Here is a 22,294-nt window from a genome sequence, read left to right as displayed (position 1 = left end):
TGCCGGGGCCGCGGCCACCCAGGGCGCGCGGACGTCGAGATGGAAGAACATCGCACTGCAAAGTCGTACGGCGCGCAACACATCGGACAGGGCATCCGCCCCCATAGTCGCAGCTCCAATCGGACGCTCGGTCACGCTTCTCGGACGGACGGCAAAAATAGGGAAAATTCAGACGCTCAGTCAAGCCATCCGGCAGCCTGGTCATTTGCCGCGCCTCCGCGAGGACCTATGTCCATCTCGCCAAAGGAGGCAGCAATGAACATGATAGTCAGAGAATTGAACGAGCAGAAGCTGGAAGGATTTGTTACGCGGATATTGGACGATCTCGGCGGCGCCATGATTGCACCGCTGGTGCGCATTGGTGACGAACTCGGCCTATACACTACGCTCGCCGCGTCGGGACCGGTGACGCCGGAAGAGCTGGCACGCCGTACCGGGACAGTCGAGCGCCTTGTGCGCGAATGGCTGAGCGCCCACGCCGCCGCCGGCTATCTGGACTATGACGCGACGACCCAGCGCTTCTGCATGAATCCCGAGCAGGCCATGGTGTTCGGCAATCCTGACAGCCCGGTCTACATGCTGGGCTCGTTCGAGGTCTGCCAGGCCGTGATGGTTGACCAACCCAAGGTGAGCAAGGCGTTCCGCAACCGCGGCGCCGCCGGCTATCACGAACGGTGCAATTGCCTGTTCAGCGGCATGTCGCGCTTCTTCGGCGTGAGCTACAAGGCCCATCTGGTGCAAGAATGGCTTCCTGCGCTGGAGGGCGTGGTCGAAAAACTCGCGCGCGGAGCGCGGGTCGCCGATATCGGCTGCGGTCATGGCTTTTCGACCATCCTCATGGCGCAAGCGTTCGAACGATCGAGATTTCTCGGGGTCGACAACCACGAAGATTCCATCGCCTGCGCCCGGGACGCCGCGAAACGCGATGGCGTAGCAGCCCGGATTGAATTTGACGTCGCCACGGCCAAGAATTTTGTTGGCGCCAATTTCGACCTGATCTGTTGTTTCGACGCGCTGCATGACCTTGGTGACCCCGTTGGCGCGGCAAGCCGCATTCTGCAGGCTCTTGCCCCCGACGGCTCGTTCATGGCCGTGGAGCCGCGCGCGGGAGGACCGGCTGGAGGACAATATCAATCCGGTTGGCCGGCTCTACTATGCCGGCTCCACCATGATCTGCACGCCGGTGTCGCTGGCGCAGGACGTCGGGCTCGCGCTTGGTGGGCAGGCGGGGCCGGCCCGGTTGGAGGCAGTGCTCCGCGAAGCCGGATTTAGCCGTATCCGGATCGCAGCCGAGACGCCCTTCAACATCGTGCTCGAAGCGCGGCGATAAGCCCAGACAGTGCCGTTACTTCTTGAGCCACCGGGAGCACTTGCTCACCGGTGGCAGGGGTGCCTAGTCATGACGCGGGCGTTACAAGCAAAACAAGGCAACCGAGAACTTGGTCATGCCGGTCGGGTGCTGGATCAATTGGTCGTCACTTTCCTCGCGGCGGTGGCGCGCGCCATCCGTCATCAAGGCACGAAGCATGGTCGTCACGTCGCGCCAAAAGCGGACGTGACCCGGGTTAGGTCGTTGCGCGAGGCCCGATAACGACAAGCTGCCGCTCGGAATCGAGAATGATCCTTGTTCCGAACTGCTGACATCTCGCATCCAGCGTCTGCTGGATCCATTCGACGTCCCGCCATGCTGGAATAGAGAGACGAAAGTTCTTGATCTGCAGGGGAACCAGTTTGAGCGCATGGAGGCTTCCGCTGGTCGGATCCAGATCGGCGAAATACATCAAGACAAGGTCGTCACGGTAGCGCTCGTAACCACTGATGCCTTCATAGTCGTTCAGGAAATCACCGCAGCCATAGAGAATGAGGCGGTCTCGATAAATTTCGATCGCTCGCGGATGATGCGAAGAATGTCCGTGAACGATCGATACGCCTGCCTTGTCGATGAGCGCCCGGGCCAGAATTCTCTGCTCGTGGGGAATGTGATATCCCCAGTTAGATCCCCAATGGATTGAAACGACGACGAGATCGTCCGGCCTCCTGAGCGCCATGACCTGGTCGGCGACCTCCCACGCATTCGCCTCGGAGAGGTCGGGCAGCAAGTTGACGCCTGGCGCGTCTGAGGTCGCAGCCCATTCGAGCGGAATGCCGCTCGATGTCGATCCAAACGAAAAGACCGAGACGCGCGCTTCGCCAAGGTTCAGCACCGCGGGTGCGCGCGCTTCACGATCGTTGCGTCCTGCGCCCGTCGCCTTGACGTTGAGTTTCTGCAGGGTAGTCAGCGTCTCCAGCAAGCCGGCGCGGCCCCAATCGAGCACATGGTTGTTGGCCAATACGCAGCAGTCGATCCCGGCCGCCACGAGACATTCTGCATTCTCGGGGCTCATGCGGTAGTTGATGCCCTTGTTTACGCGTTCGTTGCTGCGGGTCACTGCCGTTTCGAGATTGATGATCCGCGCGTCCGGCCGCATGCGCTCCAACTGGCCCAGTGCAGCGCCCCAAATGTAGGCTGGCCCGTTGCGCCGCGGGACGGGTCCATTAGCCTGCTCCGCGAGCAGCACGTATTCCTCCGCCGATCGCAGGTAGTGTTCGCAAATCTCCGGGCTGCAGGGCTGTGCCAACACCTGGTCGATGCCGCGGCCGCACATGACATCTCCGCATAGAAAGAGCCGCGCCAAATTCCGATGCTCAGCCGGCAAATGTCTTTCCTCGGGCATGAAATACCGCTCAGGTTTTTGCGCCAGATGCGGGACCCCCGAACGCTGCCATCACCTCGGCCAGCATCCGTTCCTGCTCTCCCGTATAGCGCGGAGAGAAGTGAAACGGCTCGACGCGACACACATTGGCTTCCCGCGCAATTTCTCCGGCAGCCATCGTTGTAAGGTGAGCCCGCTCCCTCGCCAGTGCGGCATCCGTGCCCGCAAAAGCTGCCTCAATGAAGAGGATGTCCGCATTTTGAACGAGCGCCACGATGGCGGCGCGATTGGCCGGCGTGTCGGCAACATCGGTAATATAAGCAATTTTCTGGCCAGCGGTGACGGTCAGGAGGTCACGCAGCCTGCCGAGCGGCTCGAGTCGACCGTCCGAAGCTGCCGTCCCATCGATCCGTATCAAATGATCGTCCGGACGGCCTTCCACAACCGCCTGCTTGAGCCACTGCAACCACGGACCTACCGGAAGCCCGCGCTCGAACAATCGATTCTTCCAAATGTTGACATGGGCCGCTTCCTGCAGGGCAAAGCCGAGACAGGGCGTGCCATGCTCGAGGATGGCGGCAGAGACGCGGCAGGTCCGCTCGTCAGACAGGACGCCGTCGGGAATTGTCTTCGACACCGGCGGTTCCGCGGCAAAAGCCCGCTTCAACCGAAACTGCCTGGTCGAAATCGAGTTCGACGTCTCAAGTTCGCTGACAACGAAGACAAGATCGGCACCGTAACTCTCGACCAGGTTCCATCGATAGGCCTGAAGCTTGTGGAAGACGTGCTCGGCAAAGCCGGCCGGGCCGTAAAGATGTACGGTTTTCTCCCGTCCTACGAGCAAACGGAGCAAATGATCGAAGCCCACGAAATGATCGATATGCGCATGCGAGACGAAGATCTGATCGACGCGTCGTATCTTCCGCGGGGACAGTGAAGCGATTTCACCGAGATCGAACAGCACACTGCGCGTTTTGAACAGTGTCTCCACATAGACCGTCGGATCGCCGTAGCGACCGTTGACCAGCCTCGGATGAAAGATCGGTCGCATGACAAATCATTCTGCAGCAGATTTTTCGCGCCGCTTGTGTGTCACTCTATCGATGTTTGCTCGCTGCATCGAGCCGGATCTCGAAGGGCGGCCGCGCCGATGTCTCCTGCACCTGATGGGAGAGGCATGAAACCCGTAGCGATCCGCGCGCGAATTGCGACGCCATCGGCGCCATGAATCTCACGCCATGATGGTGAACATGCGTTCAAGAAAGTTTCTCGCTGTTCCCTGCAACAGTCCAAGGCGGCATTCGTTTTTCCTCAGGCAACAACGAGTGGAGAGGAAGAATGAGGAAGCTTTCTTACGTGCTGGCCGCTTTGGCGACCCTTGCCATCGGTCTACCCACGGCAGCAAGCGCAGGCGGATTCGGTGTTTATGTGGGCGGTGATCGCGACTATTACGGCGACCGCTACTACGGTGGTCCCCGCTTCGGGTTCTATGGACACGATCGCGGCCTGCATCGCGGATGGTACCACCATCACCACCATTATGGCGACCGAGACGTCGTGATCCGGCGTCATTACTGGGACGACTAATGAAGACGCCTGAGGCGCGAAATGGCCCCTTCAAGGGGCCATTTCTTCGTTGGTGCGGAGCGGCTGCCCTGCTAGTTCGTGATCTTGTAGCCCGTCGCCTTCACGATCGGCTGCCAGAATGCGTGGTCGGCCGCGAGCCGCTGCGTCAACTGCTCCGGCGTCGAGCCAACCGGGATCAGCATGACCGCGAGCAGCTTTTCCCTCACCTCGGGTTTCGCTAGCACCTCGGCGACGGCCGTGCTCAGCTTCTTGGCGAAGTCCGGCGAACTGCCGGCTGGCAGCCACATGCCGTACCAACCGTCTGCCTCCAGATTGACGCCGCTCTCTTTCAGAGTCGGGATGTCCGGCAAGAACGAAGAACGGGTCTCGCTGGCGACGGCAACAATCCGCAAACCGCCGGCGCGGTGCTGTGTAATCGTATCGGAAACCGTCGTGATGCCAAACGGGAGGTGGCCCGCAATCAGATCGTTCACCATCAGCGCCGAACCACGATACGGCACCTTGGTCATCGACAGGCCCAGTGCCTGCTCGAGCTGCCAGCCGGTGAAATGCGGGATGTTGCCGCTGCCCGGGGTGCCATAAGTCGCCCTGCCGGGATTCGCCTTCAACCAGGCTACCAATTCCTTGAAGTCCTTGACTTCGATCGCGGGGCTTGCAACGACGGCGAATTCGAAGCGGGTGAGCTGCGAGACCGGCACAAAATCCTTGGCAGAGTCGAAGCTCGGCTGGTTCTCCACCATGGGCAGCAGGTACATGGTCGGACCTGTCGTCATCAGGATCGTGGCGCCGTCGGGGTTCGCGCCCTTCACTGCCCGGATTCCGATCAGTCCATCGCCGCCGGTGCGGTTCTCCACGATGAAATTGCGATCAAGAAGCGCGGGCAGGTATTGCGCCAGTTGGCGGCATAGCAGGTCGCCGCTTCCGCCTGCCGCAAACGGGAAGATGATCTTGGTCAGCGGCCCCGCCTGCGCAAATGCCTTGCCTGTCATCGCGGCCAGCGAACATGCGGCGCTTCCGGCAAGAAAATCGCGGCGTTTCATTCTGTTTCCTCCAATTGCTCTTGTAGTTGTTTCCGGCCGCAGCGCCGAGGCGGCCTGCGTCAGGCCGAGACCGTCTCGACCACGGTCATAATTCCGATCGCGACGGTGGCAAGCCCCACAGCCCCCTGCAAGGCACGATTGGCCCAGGTGAGCGAGCGGGCAGAGACGGCCAGCGGCACGGCGATCACCATCGACAGCGCGCCCATGCCGATCATCGAGCCGACCCCGAACAGCGCGATATAGCCGAGCCCGACGGCGGGGCTGGAGGCCTGCGTCACCGCAAGCACCAGGAGCGCGGCCGAGCCGGCCATGCCGTGCATCAGGCCGACCAGGAGCGTCCGCCAGCGGAAGCCATGATCGTGCGCATGAACGCTGCGGGCATGCGGCGCGGTCTCGCCGGCATGGCTGTGGGCATGGAAATGCACGGTGCCGTCGGCGTGGCCGTGCTGGTGAAAATGCACGCGGTCACGCCGCAGCCGCCACAGCACATGGATACCAAGAGCGACCAGCATCAGGCCGACGCCGGTCTCGATCGGTCTGGCGACCGTTTCAGGAATCGCCTGACCAAGCAGGATCGCGGCGCCCGCGAAGACGAACAAGGTAAGCGTGTGGCCGAGCCCCCAGGTCAGCCCGTGCTTGACGATATCGGCCACGTGGCTGCGGCGGACGGCAATGCTGGAGACGGCGGCAATGTGATCGGCCTCGAGCGCATGCTGCATGCCCAGCAAAAACCCCAGCCCCAGAATTCCGAACATACGCCCCCTGCTCTTCCTATGATTCGATCAGATACCAAGCCGAAGCCTTTGTCAGGTCAAGACTTCACGCTAGGCGCAACGGCTTTGTCTGCACCCGGCACCTGGTTCCGCGGCGACGACGGCCGGCGGCATGTCTGCCAGTGAGGCAAGCAGAATGCGAAAAGGCGGCCAAAAGGCCGCCTTTTCCACGCACCTGATCGGGTAGAGGGATGCGGGGTTCTGGCCCTTTGCTCGCAAGTCTGATATTTCGAGCCGCGAAGATCGGGAGCTAAGGGGCGATGGAAAATCTGGCGTTCCGACTCTTTAATTCGCCGGCTTAGCTCAGCGGTAGAGCAGCGGTTTTGTAAACCGAAGGTCGGGGGTTCAATCCCCTCAGCCGGCACCACGATTTCTCGATTCGTCGCACGCTTGATCAGGGCCGGGAAACTCACCGCGCCACGCGTGATTCGCGGAAGCAGGCCTCAAAATTAAAAACCTCCGGCAGGGCATTGCCGGAGGTTTTGGAGGTTTATCATAAAGTAGTGATCGTCTCCTCTGAGACTAAGAGGCCGCCAAAGAATTTGCCGGCTACCTGGGAAGTAAGGTACCTTAGAAAAATACATTAGTAAATAAGGTTTCTGCGATTTTCCCGCCTTTTCCAGGGTTCTCCAGCGGGATCAACTGCCGCGCTGAAGCACCTCCTCGGGGCCGCCTCAAATCCTTAGTGAGAGGGCTTCTTCCGTTTATTCGAAGCGACGCCCGCCTGATTCACGCGAACGCCGAGGAATGGATTCGCATCGCAGTAGGCGCCAGCACGCCCCGATGCCTCCGCCAGACACTGCTGGTATGTCGCGAAGCTGCAGTCGCCAGTGAAGCTTGGCCAGAATTCGCCCTTGATGCAGAACGGATATTCCTGCGCCTGACCCGCCGTCGTTAGTGCCGCGATCGAAGCCAGCACCGTCACCGCCGCAACAGCGAGATAACACCTGCGCATTTGATCATCTCCCTTGATGCAATGTCTGCTTGAAAAAAAATCGTGACCCGCGTGGTCCTTCGCCGCGCTCGTTTTCGAGCGGCGGAGCACTTCTGAAGCGGCAATCAAAATAAATCCCCCAGCGGTTTGCCGCTGGGGGACGTGGTTGAAGAGCGACCGGATGGTCAGGATCAGAAGTTGCGCTGAGCGCGGACCTGCAGATAAACGGTGCTCTGGTCCTTGTACTCGTAGACGGTGGTCGGCTTGGGAGCCGTAGCCGCCAGAACCGCAGCACCCGTGAACTTCTGGTCGAGGAAGAACGCGCCGACTTCAGCCGAGAACGTCAGGTTCCTGACGGGGGTCCAGCGGGTGGTCAGAGCAACCTGAGCAACGTTGTAGTCGGGGTTGCAGGTGTAGTCTGCACTAAGCGTTGCACCTCCGGGCGCACCCTTGCCCAAGTTGTAGGCGGCACACCACGCACCCTTCGCCGTGGTAATGTCGGCGGCGCTGCCGCCGTAGCGAACCTGCGAATAGCTGCCGAACAGGGTGGACGACCAGTAGGGATCCCAGTTGTGGTTATACGCTGCGCGCAAACCCCAGGCATCCACCAGCTTGATACCGTCAGTGAAACCCGGCAGATACACAGCGTCAGCCGTTTGACCGAAGCCGATGCTCTGATAAGCGCCCGCTCGGCTGGTTCCACCGAACATCGCGAAGCTCGGCGAGTTTGTGGTACCTGAAATCACTTGCTTGGTGTCACCCGTAGCGAAGGTGGCGTCGATCTTGATATCGTCGCCTGCTCCGGTCGGAATGTTCTTGATGTTCAAGGAAGCCATGACCGCGCCGCCCCACTTCGAGTCGGGGTGACCGGAGATTTCCGACAGAGCAGTCGGAGCGCCGCTAGCGCCCAGTGTGTTGTACGAAGCATTCACTTCATGCAACGCGCCTGAAAGCTGGAACAGACCCCAAGCCTGGTCGACGCGGATGTTGCCGACGATGTCCGGGGCGTGGGTGCCGGCGTAAGCGTTAGCACCAGCGCCGGTAACAGCGAGACCGGCAATTGGAACACTGAGGTTCAGAACAGCAGTACGGTTGTAAGAACTCGGATCATCGAGACCGATGGTGGCCGACACGCCGTTGCCGAACTGCGCGGTGTACTGGATGTTGTTCACACCCGTCGTGTAATCGCCGCCGCCCAACAAAGCCGCCGTAGTGCCGTGATTACCGTTCCAAGGGTTAGAGAAGGCCGACAATGATTTACCGAAGGTGAACCCGGCGAACTGGATGAAGAGCTGGTCAACCGAGACGTATCCACCGCCCACAGTCAGGTTGAGGCCGTTCGAGGAGGAAGCCGGGAACGTTGCGAGAGTGGTCGGGTTGTTCGTGCCAAGGTTATTGAAACTGAAGTTACCCTGTCCGAAGGTACGCACTACGCCGTATTCCGTGGCCGTGCGGGTATCAACCGTGAGCGCCATACGGGAGCGGCTGGCGAAGTAGTCTCGGTAACGGTTCTGCTGGCCGAGATCACTGCTCCAGGCCGGCGTACCGTAATTGCCGCCGTTGAACGTGGTGTCAACGCGCAAATAACCACCCAGCTTGATGCAGGTATCGGTGCCCGGGATATAGAAGAAACCCGCACCATACAGGGAGCAGATCTTGACGTACTCGACCGCTTTGGCCTTGACGGGAAGATCTGCAGCCTGGGCTCCGCTCACGGCGATGAGACCCGCCGCTGAGCCGAGAATAAGGCCCTTGATCATATTCATGTTAAACCTCCAAGTTGCTCTGCCAGGACGGGTTGGACCTGTGGTGTTCCCCCCAGAAAGGTCCGCCCTCGCCTTTGAAAACCGCTCAGCCGCTTCGCGTCTTCGGACACACCCGCATCAACGCGAGGGACTTAAGCGAACCACCAAAACGGAACGATCGAGGACCCCCCTCCATCGTCGCAAGGACTATGCATGGGCAACTTACTTAATCAAAATACTTTATGAACTCAGCTATCCTAACGCTCACTGAGTGTGTCGCTGCAGCAACACCGCCACAGTCGCGACATTGTGTCCTGCAAAAGCGCCTTAGCAGTGCCCAAACCGATGGTTTTGTTATTAAATCAGGTAAGCTGCATCACTCGACGCGGGGCTAGAGACACACGATGGGACAGGAGATCCGTAAGGGATCCGACACGTCGCGCCGCACCGGCCGCGGCGGCTTGAATGAATTCGGGGGGAAGAATCAGGACGTTGCCAGACAACTGGCTTGGGAGATCGCCGCTATCAACGTGCACTTCCAGGAGATTCGCTACTTTTGGGCAAAGACCCTTGGTATCAGCGGCCCGCAATGGATGATCCTGATGGCTTTGGCCGATTTGGATCAGGGCGAAGGCGTCCCGGTAAAGGTCGTGTCAAAGATGCTCCATGTTGACCCGTCCTTTGTGACGACTCAGTCCAAGATGCTTGAGAAAAAAGGCTTCATGCGCCGCAAGACGTCGGAGGAAGATGCCCGAGTCGTACAGATGTCCTTGACCGACAAAACCTATAAGCACATCGCAGGCTTGGCTTCCGAGCAGGAGGAGCTCAACAACTTCATCTTTGCCGAATTCAGCGACCGCGAGCTCAGTGACCTTGCCGACAAACTCGCCGCGCTCAAGAATCGCCTCGAGAAGGCCAGTCTTAAAGTCGCGATGGGCCTTTGAGTTCCGAGGCCGTATCGGCCGATATCGATTCGAGACGATCGGCGAGCCAGTCAAAAATGAACTCATTGGCGAGCGTCGGATTGTCGCGATGCCCCTGTGCGGCAGCCGTTTCAGAGCTCTCGAACATTTTCAGGGAAATGTCGGGATGATGGCTCTTGAGTTGGTCGAACAGACCGATCACCTGCTCGCTTTCGAGCCAGCCCTGCTCACCCATGGTGATCAGAACGGGGCAGCCGAATCTCGGCCCGCGCCAGCCGCCCTCAATTGGCTTACCTCCGGCATGGTTGGGCGAGAGGCGATTCAACAGGTACGCGCGCTCGTGTGCATCCCAGATTCCGCCGTCGCAAACCGCGGCGGCGAAACGACCGTCGAGCACCACGCCGCGCGCAACAAAGGACGATCCCGAACCATCGCTCAGAATTGCGATCCTGCGTTCGTCGATATCATTCCTCGTCGTGAGATAATCCATCACGTGACCCACCGACGTTTCCAGATCGGGACGGCCGACCACGTCATCGAATTTTACGCTGGCGCCCGAACCAAGGAGATCCACCGCCAACAGTGACATTCCTCGCTCGCGGGCGTGCCGCGCCACCTTGGAAAGATATTCTTCCTTCCGATGTCCGGGGTCGCCCATGCAGACGACTACCGGCGCGCGATTGAAACCAGGGGCAGGCAAAAAATAGCCTTCCAAAGCATGGTCTTCCAGCCACGGTATTTCGACAACCTCGCCGGCGGGACTCGAATACGCAATGTAGCTGCGCGCGCAGGTTCGCATGGCCCTGAGCACGCGCTGGTGCTTCTTGTCCGCGGCGTCAAATTCGAAGGTCGACGCTTGATAGTAGTTGATGGCGCGAAGCCAATTACCCTGTGCAGTCAGCAGATGACCGCGCTCAAAGGCGGCATTGGCGCGCTCCCTGCTGACATCGGCGATCCTTGTCCATTCCCGATACCAGGACTCACCGCCATCCTTCAGATTAATCCGGCTCGCGGCAAGAAAGCATTCGGAAATCATCGAACCGCCGTCCTGGGCAGCGCCGAGCAGCCTAGCGAACTCGATCGAGAACTCCTCGCTATCGGGCCATTGAACCCAGCCTCCCGGACCAAAATGAGCATTCATGTCGAAATCAGGCCGCCTGCTCAAGTTAGTCAATTGAGGTAATAATTTATTTTATATAACTTATGTTATGCATACCTGTCGCGTATACACAAGTATGCGCCAGTCCTGCCCGCGATCCGAAGCAGGGCTGAACGCCTGCTCCACGCCACTATCACGAGGATGACGGTGCGACCGCTATGTATGACACCGGGCAGAGTAGGCGAAAAGGGTCCGTCGGCCCTTCGCGTCGCCGATCGGTGCTGTATTTTCAGGCTATCCGCACACTTACAGGGCAATTATCCGTAGTTTTGCGGCACATAACGCGGCATTTCGCGTGTTTATCGGCGCCGGGGGTTTACGGCTGAAATCGATGAGAAGGCAGATTTAAGAGTAGTATTCTGCCATGTTCAACCTGCGCGGGCCCTGCCCTTTTCGGCTCTTTGACCCGGTATCGGTGCGATTTGCCGCGCTTCCGGCAAGCAACTCACGCGCGACGCAGTGGGGCGTCCGCAGCTGGTCGGAACGGTCAAGGCGGGCATCCGGTCCTGCCTCCCGCGAGCGAAACCCTGCGCACCCCTATGCGACGGGAACCATCCCTCAGATGCCCTATTTTCCCTGCATGAGAATTCGGGAGGAAAACTGCAACATGGTTCTACTCGCGGTGGTCGCCTGCGTCAGCGTGGCCGTTGCAGGGGGAGCCAGTTTGTTGGGATTCGACGGCACCAAAGCGGTCCGATTCACGGACCGGACGACCGGCCGTGTTGATCGGACACCGTTACCCGACAAGCGAATCAGCAACATCAGCGATCAGCCGCCGGTCCGCATGATCGGCGCGCCCTTTGTCCCGAATACTAATCCCCGCGAGCGCTGACACCTGAAAGCATCGAAACACCATCGTCGTCTCTCCGCGTGTGCACGTTGACAGCCACGGACTGTCACCGTTTTGTCACCTTGCGCGCAAAATCGCGGAAGTTATCCACCGCGACCTCAGCCCCGGCTTGATTCCACAAAAGCCGTTTGATGGAGTGGATTCGGCCGAGGGGCTCTTTCCATGAAATGGATGAGGGAACGCGATCTCCTGATCGCGCAAACGATGGCGTTCGTTCAATCGGTAACCGGCAAGCCGCCGGAAGCCGTGAAAACGATGACGACATCGGCTGCCGTCGCGACGATCGAGACATCCGAATCAATCGCCGAGCCCGCGCCGCTTGCCCAGATCGCTGCCCTGCTGGCAGAAAAGATGCCGGCTTCCATCGCTCCCGCCCCAGCCCCGGCGACAACGGAAGCGCCGCGGGAGCCATCGAGGCCAACCACTCTCCCGCGACTCGACCTGCGCGAGGATTTCCAATCCGAGATCCGGGCGCGGGTCGCCAATTTCCGCGCCCACCAGGAGCGGTTCAACCGCGAGCGCGAGGCCTATTGCAGCGCGACTATGGCCAAGGTCCACGCCTCCCTTAGGGAAGAAGGCGGGCAGCCAAAGCGGCCGCCGACGAAGTAGAGCCGAATACCGAGCCGCCGCACTCCCGCCTCCGGCATCACGTTCAGAGCCAAGCATAGACCAGCGCCATGTTGGCCGCGCAGGCGACCAGCAGACAGACGGTCAGCGTGAGCTGGACACGCTCGCACGAGGTTTCGAGGCTCGGTCTCATGGCCGGGAACATCCAGCGATTCTGGCTGATGAGTCTCGGGGATTCTTTTTTCGGGAATTTACGGCTCGTTAAAGACTCAGAGACTCCACGAAAATGGGCCGAAACGAGCCAATTTGCACCCGAAATAGCCTTTGGAATGCCGGCATGGCAGCCACGTCTGAAACCCGGACCCCGCTTCCGCGTTGACCGTTTTTACCGGAGCTAGCAATGCCCTACGCACTGTTCTCGAACGATGCCAAGCTGAGCAAGGCCTATCCTACCGCCGCCGATGTCTGGAAGATCGCGAAGAAGAGTGGCCTCGTGGTCGATGTCGTCTCCGGGCAAGACCACTCCGCCCCCCGGCCGGTGCTGGACCATGATTATGAGATCAGGCCGTGTCAGCTTGAGCCGCATGAAGATCCTGCCCGCAACAAGGCCGATGCCGAGCGCGAAGCGCAGACGGAATTGCAGTTGGCGTCGTAGGGAGGGCAGCGCGGCCGAGCGGGCAAACGGACACCGTTCGGATGTGAGCCCCGTTGGCTGGGGCGGCATCCGAGGGAGCAACCCAGCGTCTATGGCATCGCCGAGACCAGCGACGCCTGTTCCGAAGCAAGGGTAACGCAGGCCTTGCGCCGCTGCAGTCCCCTGATCGCACCGGTTACCTTGCGCACCTTGCCGACCCCGCACGAGGGATCCTGCACGAAGGCGACTTCATACGGAGCAAGGATAAGCGGTTCAGATTTCAGGACAGTTTGAGCAAGGCACGGAAACGCTGCTGCGGAAATGATCAGCCCTAACGCAAAAGCACGCATGTTCGTTGTCCCACCAGCCGGCCGGACCATAATATGGGATCGTGACGAAAAGTTGCATGCAGCGCGAAAATTTTTTCGCACTCGCCAAATAAATCGAGCCCAGCAGCCTCGACGCGAATTCCCAAAACAAAAGGCCGGCAGTGAAGCCGGCCTTTTTTCGTTCGATACCGAAGCCGGTATCAATATTTGGCGGCCGCGGGGCCACCCCAGCCAAACCGGTAGTTCACGCCGACCTTGGCGGTGTGCTCGTCGTTGCGGAAGCTGCGGCCGGTGATGTCGGCGGGACCTGACGTGAAGGTGGTGTCGCCGAAATTGTAATACTGGTATTCGGCCTTGGCCGACCAGTTCGGGGCGAACATGTATTCGAGACCGCCGCCGACGGTGTAGCCGTCCTTGTGGTTGCCGTTGGTGGTGAAGGCCTGCGGCACGCCGGCCGCCGTCACCCCGAGATTGTTGCCGTCGCGCCAGGCGTAACCGCCCTTGGCGTAGAGCAGCGCCGGACCCCAGGTGTAGCCGAGCCGGCCGGTCACGGAGCCGAGCTGGTCGGTGTTGGAGGTCACCAGCGTCCCGCCCGGAAACAGCACGCCATTATCATTGCCGCCGGACAGCCAACTGTACTGGGCCTCGGCGCCCATCACCCAGTTCGGCGCGAACTGGTAGTCGAAGCCGCCCTGGACGCCGCCGAGGAAGCGGGCGTCGCTGCCTTGCAGGGAGTTGTTGCCTGCAAACGCGCCGCCGACATGACCGCCGATATAGAAGCCGGTCCAGTTATAGACGACTTGAGGTGCGGTATAGGCAGGCGCCTTCGTATACGGCCGCGGCGGCATGTCGGCCGCAAAGGCTGGAGCCGTCAGAGCGGCCAGCGCGGCAGTGCCGAGCAGAATTTTCTTCATACTAATCCCCGTTACAGACGTTGCGGATACCAATCCAAACAACGTGACCTCATTTAGGTTGCTTTGCGGCAATTGCCTGCGACCCGACGGCGCGCCCGCCGTGACGGCAGGGCAACAAAGCGTTCCAGTTCCTCGCATATAAGGTTTTTTCGACGGTTAAATCGCGCGGTCCACCGCTTTGCGGATGTCCGCGCCGGTTAAGGCGAGGTTCAAGCCTCGCCGAAAAGTGATCTGATTTCATTCACAGTTCCGTCCCGGGAACAGCACGAAAAAGCCGCCGCCGGCGGGCGGCACCGCCCGCCGGCGAAGACTCGCGCTCAAAAGCGCGCCACGTCGATGACGGCGCCGGCAAAGGCCTGCGGCGCTTCCTGCGGCAGGTTGTGTCCAATCCCGCCGGCGATGAGGCGGTGGGCATATTTGCCGGAAAACTTCTTGGCATAGACCTCGGGGTCCGGATGCGGCGCGCCGTTGGCGTCGCCTTCCAGGGTGATCGCCGGGACCGTGATGACAGGAAACTGGGCGAGCCGCTTTTCCAGCTCGTCATACTTTGCCTCACCCGGCGCGAGGCCAAGCCGCCAGCGATAGTTGTGGATAACGATGGCGACATGGTCCGGGTTGTCGAAGGAAGCCGCGCTGCGCTCGAAGGTGGCGTCATCGAAATTCCACTTCGGCGAGGCGAGCTGCCAGATCAGCTTTGAAAATTCGCGCCGGTACTTCTCGTAGCCCAGACGGCCCCGCTCGGTCGCGAAATAGTACTGGTACCACCATTGCAGCTCGGCCGATGGCGGCAACGGCTTCGCGTTGGCTTGCTGGCTGCCGATCAGATAACCGCTGACCGAGACCAGCGCCTTGACGCGCTCCGGCCAGATCGCTGCGACGATGTCGGCGGTCCGCGCCCCCCAGTCGAAACCGGCCACGATCGCCTTGTCGATCTTCAGCGCATCCATCAGGGCGATGACATCGGTGGCAAGCGCGCCCTGCTGGCCGTTTCGCGGCGTGTCCGCCGAAAGGAAGCGCGTCGTGCCATAGCCGCGCAGCCAGGGTGTGATCACCCGGAAGCCGGCCGATGCCAGCAGCGGCACCACGTCGACGAAGGCGTAGATGTCATAGGGCCAGCCGTGCAGGAGAATCACGGAGGGACCGTCGGCGGATCCGGCTTCGGCGTAACCGACGCTGAGAACGCCGGCCTCGATCTGTTTCAGCGCGGCAAACGAGGTGTGAGTCCCCGGCCTGATCGCACCCGCCGCGGGCTTCGCGTCGCCGGACTGCGCAAGGACAGCGCCGCTCGTGGCGAATGGTATGGCCGCCAGGGCTGCGGCGGCGAGCAAGCGGCGCCGGTCGGGATTGATGTGCGGGGACATGGATCTCACTCCGAGTTTATCCTATACGATAAGATCGTATACGATTTAAATGGCTCATCGGCCGGGATGTCAATGCTTACGACTTAATCGCATACGATAGATGGGTGGAGGCGATCACACTCTCGTGTGGAAAATTCGTCCAACACCCAAGCTGGCCGACCCAGTCATTCTCCGTCTTACGGCAACACGCGTAAGACCTAACGGGTCATTTTCTCCAGATCCGGAAATGGCGCGTAGGCCAGCCCGGCGCAGGGCTCGACAGCATTTTCGAGGATGCGATCGAGCCGGCCGTCGACAAAGAGGATAGCATGTTCGCGCGGCGCGCGATAACTGCCGTCGGATTCGCGCGGCGAGAACCGGAGACAGGCGACATAGCGCAGCCGTCCGCCGATCACGCGCTCGACCGGCTCGGCCATCCCGGCGTCGCGCACGCCGACCGGATCGTTGAGATAGGTCTTCAGAAACGCCAGTACTTCGGCGCGATAATTTTTTGGGAAGGGTTGGGTGGAGACGCCGCGATCCTCGGTAAAGGTGATCGGCTTGGTGTCATCGCTGGCAGCACATGCCGAAAGCATGATCGGCAGCAACACCGTCGCCGTAATTTTGACCAAACGCCCCAAGCGAACTCATCCCCTGCCCGTCCGCCGTCTCTTAGACCGCCTCGCGGCGGAATGGAATTCGCAACTCGGTTATCAACTGCCGTCGCTCTCGAAAAGTTGAGCATGCGCCAGCCCACGGCCATTAGCGAAGCAAATGGCGCGTGGGCTGGCCTGACATTCGCAGGCGCGGGGCAATGGGGGGCGAAACGCGCGCCGGCGAATTAGATTCAGCTACGTTTTGCGGCGGGCGCCGCGTGCTTGGTCGCGACGTGCGGCTTCGCATTCGTCTTCAGCATGCCCATCTGCTTGTGTTGGCGATGGTGCCGGTAGTGCTTGTGATGGCGGCCCATCTTTGCATTTGCATTCAGCGCCTTGGTCTTGCCCTGCTCCTGCTTGATGGCGGGCGCCTCTGCGGCCTTGTTGGCCGGAGCCTGCGTGGTCTTGTTCACCGGCGCCTGCGCGGTCTTGCCCGGCGTGCCGGCAAGTGCAGGTACGGCGAGAACGGAAACGGCAACGAGCGCTGCGGAAACGGTCTTGAGCATGGTTGTCTCCTCTTCCATGGGGACCCGCGGGCATTTTCCGGTCGAAAGCCGGGCTCGCCGATCATGCAGACGACGCTAGCGGCGGCGCACTGAACCCGTCCTGAATCGAACTTTTCTATTCCGTTCATCTGAATGACATCTTCGTCATGTCGGTTGGCGACGAACCGTCGACGAATATCGGCGGAATCGCGGTAGCGGCGCGGGGAATGTTCTCGGCCGCCGGGGGTTCAACTCAACGGGCTTCGGTATAGGATCGCCGAACCGGCCATCAGGAGATATGCATGAATAAGTTAGCGATCAGGCTTTTGACTCTTGTGATGTTGTCGCTCACGCTTGCGGCAGCTCCTGTCGTTAGCGTGGCCTACGCAGCGCCCGACAATGATCCGCCGCCGCCACCGAAGAAGAAGAAATCCAGCGAAGCCCGCCCGGGCAGCGAGCAGACCGCATTCGCCGACGGCTATCGTGCCGCCTATGCCGCGATCTACGACCGCCACGAATATGCGTCGGCGATCGAGCAGCTCAAAGCGCTCGGGCGCGACGACTCGGCCGCCGTCGCCAACCTGATCGGCTATTCCTATCGCAAGCTCGGCGACTACAAGGTCTCGCAGATCTGGTATGAGCGCGCGCTCAAGGCCGATCCGAACCACGTCAAGACCTGGCAGTATTACGGCCTGTGGCAGGTCGAACAGGGCAACCGCGATCAGGCGCAATATCACCTGAACCGGATCGCTCAGCTCGCGGGCACGACAAGCGAGGAATATCGCTCGCTCGCCGCGGCACTCGAAAAGCCGCCGGGAACGGGATTGGTCTATTGAGGCCGTAAACTTTCCGCGTCATTGCGAGGAGCGAAAGCGACGAAGCAATCCATCCATCTGTTATGTTGCGACATGGATTGCTTCGCTTCGCTCGCAATGACGAACGACAACGGCGCGGCCACACGACCGCGCCGGTTTCTTTTGACTACTTCATCACCGCCTCAACTTCCGCCCGGAACGCCTTCCGCGCACTTTCGCGCGAGTAGAACATGTGGCCGCCAGGATAGACGACGAGCTTGACGCGATCGGGGCTGGCATAGGCCGGCAACTGGTCGAGAAGGACCTTGGACGCGAAATAGGGCGTCGCGAGATCGAACATTCCGTGACCAACCAGCAGTTTCATCTTCGGGTCGAGCGCGAGAATCTGGCGTAGCTGTGAAATCGATTCGGCCGGCCCGCGGCCAAAATCCCACGAACGGTTCACGCTCTCGCTCAGTAGCTGGTACGAACCATCCGGCCGCCAGTTGAGTTTGCGGGTAGTGAGTTCGACCGCGGCACTGGTCAATGGCGCCATCAGCGAATCGCCGGATGGATCGCCGAAATGCGCTGAATTCGAATCAGGATAGGGATCGAAGCCCATGACCGAGGCGTCGTAGCGCCCGGTTACCCTGCCGTTGCGGCGGTCGAATTCCCTGCGGAATTCGCCGATTTCGAAACGACCCGCGAGCCGGCGGCTCACGGCCTGATCGATGCCGGTCAGCGCCGCCACTTTGTCCGCGAGCCGCGTGGCGGCTTGAGTGTCCGCCTGCCCCTTGATGAGGTCGGTGAGAAATTCACCCTGCGCGTAGCGTTCGACATCGGCGAGATCGGCGCGTGTCAGCGGTGTCCTGCCGGCTTCCCTCACCTCACGCGCCACCGCCGCCATGGTCGGCAGCGTGTAACTGTATTGCAGCAGGCTAGAGCCGGAAAAATCACGGAAATCAAGCAAGGGTGAAACCAGAATCAGCCCGCGCACGCCAACGCCCTGCTGCGTCTGCAGATTGCGGACGATCTTCGGCCCGCGAATGCCGCCATAGCTCTCGCCGGTGACGAATTTCGGCGACGATAGACGGTCGTATTTCTCCAGCCAGCGCCGGATCACGAGCGCAATCGAATTGACATCGCCATCGACGGAAAGGAATCGCTTGCGCACGTCCTCGCCGGACGCGACGAAGCGGCTGTAGCCGGTGCCGACGGGATCGATGAAGACGAGATCCGTGAAGTCGAGCCAGGTCTCAGCGTTGGGCAACAGATCGGGAGTGGCTGACGATACCGCGCCATCGCCGCCGATCTGGAGTCGCCACGGCCCGGCGGCGCCCAGTTGCAGCCAGGCCGAGGAGGCGCCGGGGCCGCCGTTGAACAGAAACGTTATCGGCCGGCTTACGCGATCGGCGCCGTCAAGCTGATACGAGGTATAGGCGATATCCGCCTGCGGCTCGCCCTTGTCGTCGAACAACCGGATCGAGCCTGCAGTGGCGGTGAAGTTGAGCGTGCGGCCGGGCAGCGTCAGCGTCTGCGTGGTGGTGGAATCCGGCGGCAGGCGATGTTGCTCGGCTGGCGGCGACGGCGTTGCGGCGCTGCCCCGCCCTGCTCCGCCCTGCTGGCCCGAGGGAGATGGCGATGGCGTCGCGGCGGCGGGCTGCTGCGAGGTCGGCGAACCCACCTCCTCGGCGCGTGCGCCGGTCGCGCAGCACAGGATCAGAATCGCGGCAGCGAGGCGCATGGTACGCGTTGCCATCAAGCCAAAAGCCATGCCGTCTACTCCCGGCGCTCGCAATCAGTCAGGGCCTGCCAATCAGCCCGGAACATTGCGACAACGCGCTGTTGGTACACAAGGGCAAGAAATCTGCGGAAATCACAATCCCGACAGTATCGCGTGAGAAAGGTGATATCCGTTGGTTCCACTGGTCGCCGGCCAATCATATTTTTGATCCATCCATGAAACCATTCGGGCGCTGGCGCGACTAACGAACCTGCGCTTTTTATGGGGTCCTTAGAATGAAACGTTCGATTGCTGTCTGTCTCGGCCTGCTGGCGCTGGCTTCTCCGGTGGCCGCAGATTCGCCGGCCGCCGTGGTCGAAGACGTTCAGGGCAAGGTCACCGGCGCCGAATTCATGGACTACGTGACTCCCAAAGCGGTCATCAAGATCGGCGATGGCGGCTCCATCGTTCTCAGCTACCTGAAGTCATGCCGGCGCGAGACCATCAGCGGGACCGGGACAGTCGTCGTCGGCACCGAGGAGAGCGCCGTCCACCTCGCCGAGGTCAAGGCCGAGAAGACCAATTGCGATTCCAACCAAACCAACGTGACCACACGGGAGACCAGCGGCGTCGCCGCCACCGTGTTGCGCAGCGTCGACAACAAGGCCGCTTCCCTGCCGAAGCCGCAGCTGATCCTTTACGGCGCCTCACCGCTGGTGGAGGCCAAGGGACGCGGCAAGCTGATCATTCGACGCCTGGACGTGGCGGGCGAGCGTCAGCAGATCGACCTGGGCGGCACCCAGCTCAAGGGGCGGTTCTTCGATTTCGCCGCCGAGAACGTTGCGCTGGCTCCCGGCGGCCTCTACGCCGCCAGCTTCAAGTCATCGCAAATCGTATTCCGGGTCGACGAGCAGGCACAACCCGGCGCGACACCGATCGTCGGCCGGTTGCTACGGCTGGAATAGGCGTGCCGGGCCATCCCGCTTGAGAATAAGGCGCAGCACGCGCGATAGGATCGCAATCGCCGCCATCGCGCTGGTGTGCGCTGCAGCCTCGGTGTCTCCCGCCGCCCGGCCGATCCGCGGACTGTCCCTCGATATTCTCACCGCCTTGCGCTGGGAGGTGTTCGGCCGAAGGCAGGATCCCGCCGCTTCGCCGGCGGTCGTCGTCGCGATGGACGAGGAGAGCCTGCGCACTCCACCGTTCAGGGGCGCGCCGATGCTGACCTGGACCGGGGAGATCGGCCGCGTGCTGTCGGCGACGCTGGAAGGCGGCGCCAAGGTAGCCGGCTTCGACATCGTGATCCCGGCGTCGATCGAGCAGTCGGAGATTCCATTCGGCGACGGCATGCTGGGAGAGAAAGTTCGCGGATTTGACCGCGACTTTCTTCGCGCACTTGCTGGGGCTGCGGCGAACCGGAAGGTGGTGCTCGGCGAAATCCTGGGCGGCAACCAGCCGGTCCGGCCGTCGCCGGGACAGCGCGTCGCGGTCCGCCAGCAACTGAACATCCGCCCGCTCAACGTCCATATCGATAGTGACGATATCCTGCGGCGCCTGCCGCTGAGCTTCACGGTCAATGGGACGAGGGTGCCATCGATGGCGGTCGAGCTTGCCTCGCGGGCGCTCGGCGCCGCACCCGAATTCGACGAGCGCGGCAGGCTGACGCTTGCCGGCTATCGGGTTCCCGGCCGCGTGCCGAACACGATGACGCTGAATTTCGAGGGCGGTGCCGACGACATTCCGACCTTCTCGTTTGCCGATTTGCGCGCCTGTGCGGTCAAGAACGACGAGGACTATTTCCGGCGCTGGTTTGCCGGCAAAGTCGTCATCTTCGGCAGCGTGCTCGATATCGAGGATCGCCAGCAAACGTCCAAGCGTTTTGCGACCGGCATCGAAGGCGCGCGTGCCCCGCGCTGCACGGCTGAGAGTACGCCGGTTACCGCGGGCTTCAAGAAAAGCACGATCGCGGGCGTCTATATCCATGCCACCGCCGTCAACAACCTGATCGCGCGCAATGGCGTGGTCGAACCCGGACCGCTTTCCCGCTTGCTGATCGCGGCCTTCATTGCGGCGCTCGCCGCGGCCGCCGCCTGGCTGTTCCGGCCCGTTATCGCATTCGCTGCCTGGACGGCCATGACCGTGCTTGGCGTAGCCGGCGCGACCATAGCCTTCAACCACGCGCTGGCACTTCCGATCGTCGAGCCGTTGCTGGCCAGCCTGATCGCCCTTGCCGCCACGATCGGCTTCCGCTTCGTCGTCGCCGACAAGGACCGCCGCCTGCTGCAGAAGAGCTTTGCGCTCTATCTCGCCCCGCACGTCATCAACCGCATGCTGTCGTCGAGCAAATTGCCTGAGCTCGGCGGCGAAACCCGCAACGTGACGGTGTTCTTCTCCGACATCGAAGGATTTTCGCTGATCGCGGAAAAGATGTCGCCGGACGGCCTGATGGAGCTGATGAACGAATACCTTTCGGCGATGACGGACGTGATCGAGCGCCATGGCGGATATGTCGACAAATATATCGGGGATTCCATCGTCGCGGTGTTCGGCGCACCGGCCGACGATCCCGATCATGCCGCCAATGCGGCGCACGCCGCGCTGGATTGCTGCACGCAACTGGCCGAACTCAACGCTTCTTCGCCCATGTTCCAGGAGTACAAGCTGGCGCAGCGGATCGGCATCAATTCCGGCGAAGCGCTGGTCGGCAATTTCGGATCGCAGCGGCGCTTCAACTACTCCGTGATGAGCGACGCGGTGAACCTGGCGTCACGGCTGGAGGGCGCCAACAAGTTTTACGGCACCACCGTCATCGCGTCCGAGACAACGGTGGCGCTGGCCGGCGAGGCCTTTGCCTGGCGCGAGCTTGACGCCATCAGGGTCAAGGGACGCACCGGGGCACTGAAGATCTACCAATTGCTGGCGCTCTCGGCCGGTCTGACCTCCTCGCAAGCGACATTGATCGCGAACTACGCCGAGGGTTTGGCGCACTGGCGGGCCCGCGAATTCGAGCGCGCCGCGCAGAGTTTCGGCCGCTCGGCCGAGATCGACCGGCCGGCGTCGCTGTTTGCCGCGCGGGCCCGGGAATTGTCCCAAAACCCGCCCGGCGCGGAATGGGACCCGATCCGGACATTGCAGGAAAAATGACGCC

22 protein-coding genes, 1 tRNA gene and 1 pseudogene are annotated in these 22,294 nt (G+C 61.3%); 10 read left to right on the top strand and 14 right to left on the bottom strand.

Annotation, left to right across the window (positions count from 1 at the left end; all coding sequences use genetic code 11):
- Positions 1-105: cupin domain-containing protein (locus tag HCN50_RS08650; RefSeq protein ID WP_171709167.1), on the bottom strand; the 105-nt coding region annotated here is incomplete at its 3' end.
- Positions 106-261: 156 nt separating this feature from the next.
- On the opposite strand from HCN50_RS08650, the pseudogene HCN50_RS08645 reads away from it, so the two are divergent.
- Positions 262-1,330, top strand: a pseudogene (locus tag HCN50_RS08645) (class I SAM-dependent methyltransferase).
- Between the two features lie 235 nt (positions 1,331-1,565).
- Here the strand turns inward: HCN50_RS08645 and HCN50_RS08640 are convergent.
- The gene (locus HCN50_RS08640; RefSeq protein WP_171709166.1) at positions 1,566-2,714 is read right to left on the bottom strand and encodes a CapA family protein; all 1,149 of its coding nucleotides are present in this window, start codon (positions 2,712-2,714) and stop codon (positions 1,566-1,568) included.
- A 10-nt stretch (positions 2,715-2,724) separates the two neighbouring features.
- Positions 2,725-3,744, bottom strand: a complete 1,020-nt coding sequence (locus HCN50_RS08635) for a ribonuclease Z (RefSeq protein WP_171709165.1) — start codon at positions 3,742-3,744, stop codon at positions 2,725-2,727.
- A 287-nt stretch (positions 3,745-4,031) separates the two neighbouring features.
- Here HCN50_RS08635 and HCN50_RS08630 point away from each other — a divergent pair, with 287 nt between their 5' ends.
- Positions 4,032-4,280, top strand: coding sequence for a hypothetical protein (locus HCN50_RS08630; RefSeq protein ID WP_171709164.1), 249 nt, complete (start codon positions 4,032-4,034; stop codon positions 4,278-4,280).
- Between the two features lie 71 nt (positions 4,281-4,351).
- On the opposite strand, the gene HCN50_RS08625 is transcribed toward HCN50_RS08630, so the two are convergent.
- Together HCN50_RS08625 and HCN50_RS08620 are read right to left on the bottom strand one after the other, a co-directional pair.
- Positions 4,352-5,320 carry a Bug family tripartite tricarboxylate transporter substrate binding protein gene (locus tag HCN50_RS08625; RefSeq protein WP_171709163.1) on the bottom strand — a complete coding sequence of 323 codons (969 nt, stop codon included), beginning with the start codon at positions 5,318-5,320 and terminating at the stop codon, positions 4,352-4,354.
- Positions 5,321-5,379: 59 nt separating this feature from the next.
- A complete protein-coding gene (locus HCN50_RS08620; RefSeq protein WP_171709162.1) occupies positions 5,380-6,075 on the bottom strand; it encodes an urease accessory protein in 696 nt (231 codons plus the stop codon).
- Between the two features lie 310 nt (positions 6,076-6,385).
- Between HCN50_RS08620 and HCN50_RS08615 the strand changes: the two genes are divergently transcribed.
- Positions 6,386-6,460: transfer RNA gene (locus HCN50_RS08615), tRNA-Thr, on the top strand.
- Between the two features lie 315 nt (positions 6,461-6,775).
- Here the strand turns inward: HCN50_RS08615 and HCN50_RS08610 are convergent.
- Complete coding sequence (locus tag HCN50_RS08610; protein WP_235976828.1) at positions 6,776-7,156, bottom strand: DUF3551 domain-containing protein; 381 nt, start codon at positions 7,154-7,156, stop codon at positions 6,776-6,778.
- A 62-nt stretch (positions 7,157-7,218) separates the two neighbouring features.
- Positions 7,219-8,793: a porin gene (locus tag HCN50_RS08605; RefSeq protein WP_171709161.1), complete on the bottom strand. Its 1,575-nt coding sequence runs from the start codon at positions 8,791-8,793 to the stop codon at positions 7,219-7,221.
- 383 nt (positions 8,794-9,176) lie between these two features.
- On the opposite strand from HCN50_RS08605, the gene HCN50_RS08600 reads away from it, so the two are divergent.
- Positions 9,177-9,716: a MarR family winged helix-turn-helix transcriptional regulator gene (locus tag HCN50_RS08600; protein ID WP_171709160.1), complete on the top strand. Its 540-nt coding sequence runs from the start codon at positions 9,177-9,179 to the stop codon at positions 9,714-9,716.
- On the opposite strand, the gene HCN50_RS08595 is transcribed toward HCN50_RS08600, so the two are convergent.
- The gene (locus HCN50_RS08595; RefSeq protein ID WP_171709159.1) at positions 9,694-10,836 is read right to left on the bottom strand and encodes an alpha/beta hydrolase family protein; all 1,143 of its coding nucleotides are present in this window, start codon (positions 10,834-10,836) and stop codon (positions 9,694-9,696) included. The two genes, HCN50_RS08600 and HCN50_RS08595, sit on opposite strands and share 23 nt — an antisense overlap.
- A 580-nt stretch (positions 10,837-11,416) precedes the next feature.
- Here HCN50_RS08595 and HCN50_RS08590 point away from each other — a divergent pair.
- From HCN50_RS08590 to HCN50_RS08580, 3 genes are all read left to right on the top strand, one after another.
- Positions 11,417-11,686 carry a hypothetical protein gene (locus tag HCN50_RS08590; RefSeq protein ID WP_171709158.1) on the top strand — a complete coding sequence of 90 codons (270 nt, stop codon included), beginning with the start codon at positions 11,417-11,419 and terminating at the stop codon, positions 11,684-11,686.
- Positions 11,687-11,866: 180 nt separating this feature from the next.
- A complete protein-coding gene (locus HCN50_RS08585; protein WP_171709157.1) occupies positions 11,867-12,313 on the top strand; it encodes a hypothetical protein in 447 nt (148 codons plus the stop codon).
- Positions 12,314-12,671: 358 nt separating this feature from the next.
- Positions 12,672-12,926 (top strand): hypothetical protein, encoded by a 255-nt coding sequence (locus tag HCN50_RS08580; RefSeq protein WP_171709156.1) that lies wholly within the window; start codon positions 12,672-12,674, stop codon positions 12,924-12,926.
- Positions 12,927-13,015: 89 nt separating this feature from the next.
- On the opposite strand, the gene HCN50_RS08575 is transcribed toward HCN50_RS08580, so the two are convergent.
- From HCN50_RS08575 to HCN50_RS08555, 5 genes are all read right to left on the bottom strand, one after another.
- Positions 13,016-13,255, bottom strand: coding sequence for a hypothetical protein (locus HCN50_RS08575; protein WP_171709155.1), 240 nt, complete (start codon positions 13,253-13,255; stop codon positions 13,016-13,018).
- 179 nt (positions 13,256-13,434) lie between these two features.
- The gene (locus tag HCN50_RS08570; RefSeq protein ID WP_171709154.1) at positions 13,435-14,148 is read right to left on the bottom strand and encodes an outer membrane protein; all 714 of its coding nucleotides are present in this window, start codon (positions 14,146-14,148) and stop codon (positions 13,435-13,437) included.
- 317 nt (positions 14,149-14,465) lie between these two features.
- The gene (locus HCN50_RS08565) at positions 14,466-15,509 is read right to left on the bottom strand and encodes an alpha/beta fold hydrolase (RefSeq protein WP_171709153.1); all 1,044 of its coding nucleotides are present in this window, start codon (positions 15,507-15,509) and stop codon (positions 14,466-14,468) included.
- Positions 15,510-15,706: 197 nt separating this feature from the next.
- Positions 15,707-16,129 carry a hypothetical protein gene (locus HCN50_RS08560; RefSeq protein ID WP_376700262.1) on the bottom strand — a complete coding sequence of 141 codons (423 nt, stop codon included), beginning with the start codon at positions 16,127-16,129 and terminating at the stop codon, positions 15,707-15,709.
- Between the two features lie 206 nt (positions 16,130-16,335).
- Positions 16,336-16,650 (bottom strand): His-rich protein BRANT, encoded by a 315-nt coding sequence (locus tag HCN50_RS08555; RefSeq protein WP_210264813.1) that lies wholly within the window; start codon positions 16,648-16,650, stop codon positions 16,336-16,338.
- Positions 16,651-16,931: 281 nt separating this feature from the next.
- Here HCN50_RS08555 and HCN50_RS08550 point away from each other — a divergent pair, with 281 nt between their 5' ends.
- On the top strand, positions 16,932-17,465 hold the full coding sequence (locus HCN50_RS08550; RefSeq protein WP_171709152.1) for a tetratricopeptide repeat protein: 534 nt from the start codon (positions 16,932-16,934) through the stop codon (positions 17,463-17,465).
- 145 nt (positions 17,466-17,610) lie between these two features.
- Here the strand turns inward: HCN50_RS08550 and HCN50_RS08545 are convergent, their stop codons facing one another.
- Positions 17,611-19,197, bottom strand: coding sequence for a S10 family peptidase (locus tag HCN50_RS08545; protein WP_171709151.1), 1,587 nt, complete (start codon positions 19,195-19,197; stop codon positions 17,611-17,613).
- Between the two features lie 245 nt (positions 19,198-19,442).
- Here HCN50_RS08545 and HCN50_RS08540 point away from each other — a divergent pair, with 245 nt between their 5' ends.
- Together HCN50_RS08540 and HCN50_RS08535 are read left to right on the top strand one after the other, a co-directional pair.
- Positions 19,443-20,111 carry a hypothetical protein gene (locus HCN50_RS08540; protein WP_171709150.1) on the top strand — a complete coding sequence of 223 codons (669 nt, stop codon included), beginning with the start codon at positions 19,443-19,445 and terminating at the stop codon, positions 20,109-20,111.
- Positions 20,112-20,136: 25 nt separating this feature from the next.
- Positions 20,137-22,290, top strand: coding sequence for an adenylate/guanylate cyclase domain-containing protein (locus tag HCN50_RS08535; RefSeq protein WP_171709234.1), 2,154 nt, complete (start codon positions 20,137-20,139; stop codon positions 22,288-22,290).
- Positions 22,291-22,294: the final 4 nt, after the last annotated feature.

The organism is Bradyrhizobium archetypum, from assembly GCF_013114835.1.
GTDB lineage: Bacteria > Pseudomonadota > Alphaproteobacteria > Rhizobiales > Xanthobacteraceae > Bradyrhizobium > Bradyrhizobium archetypum.
Note: the sequence above shows the minus strand (reverse complement) of the source record. Positions and strands in the feature narration are given on the sequence as shown.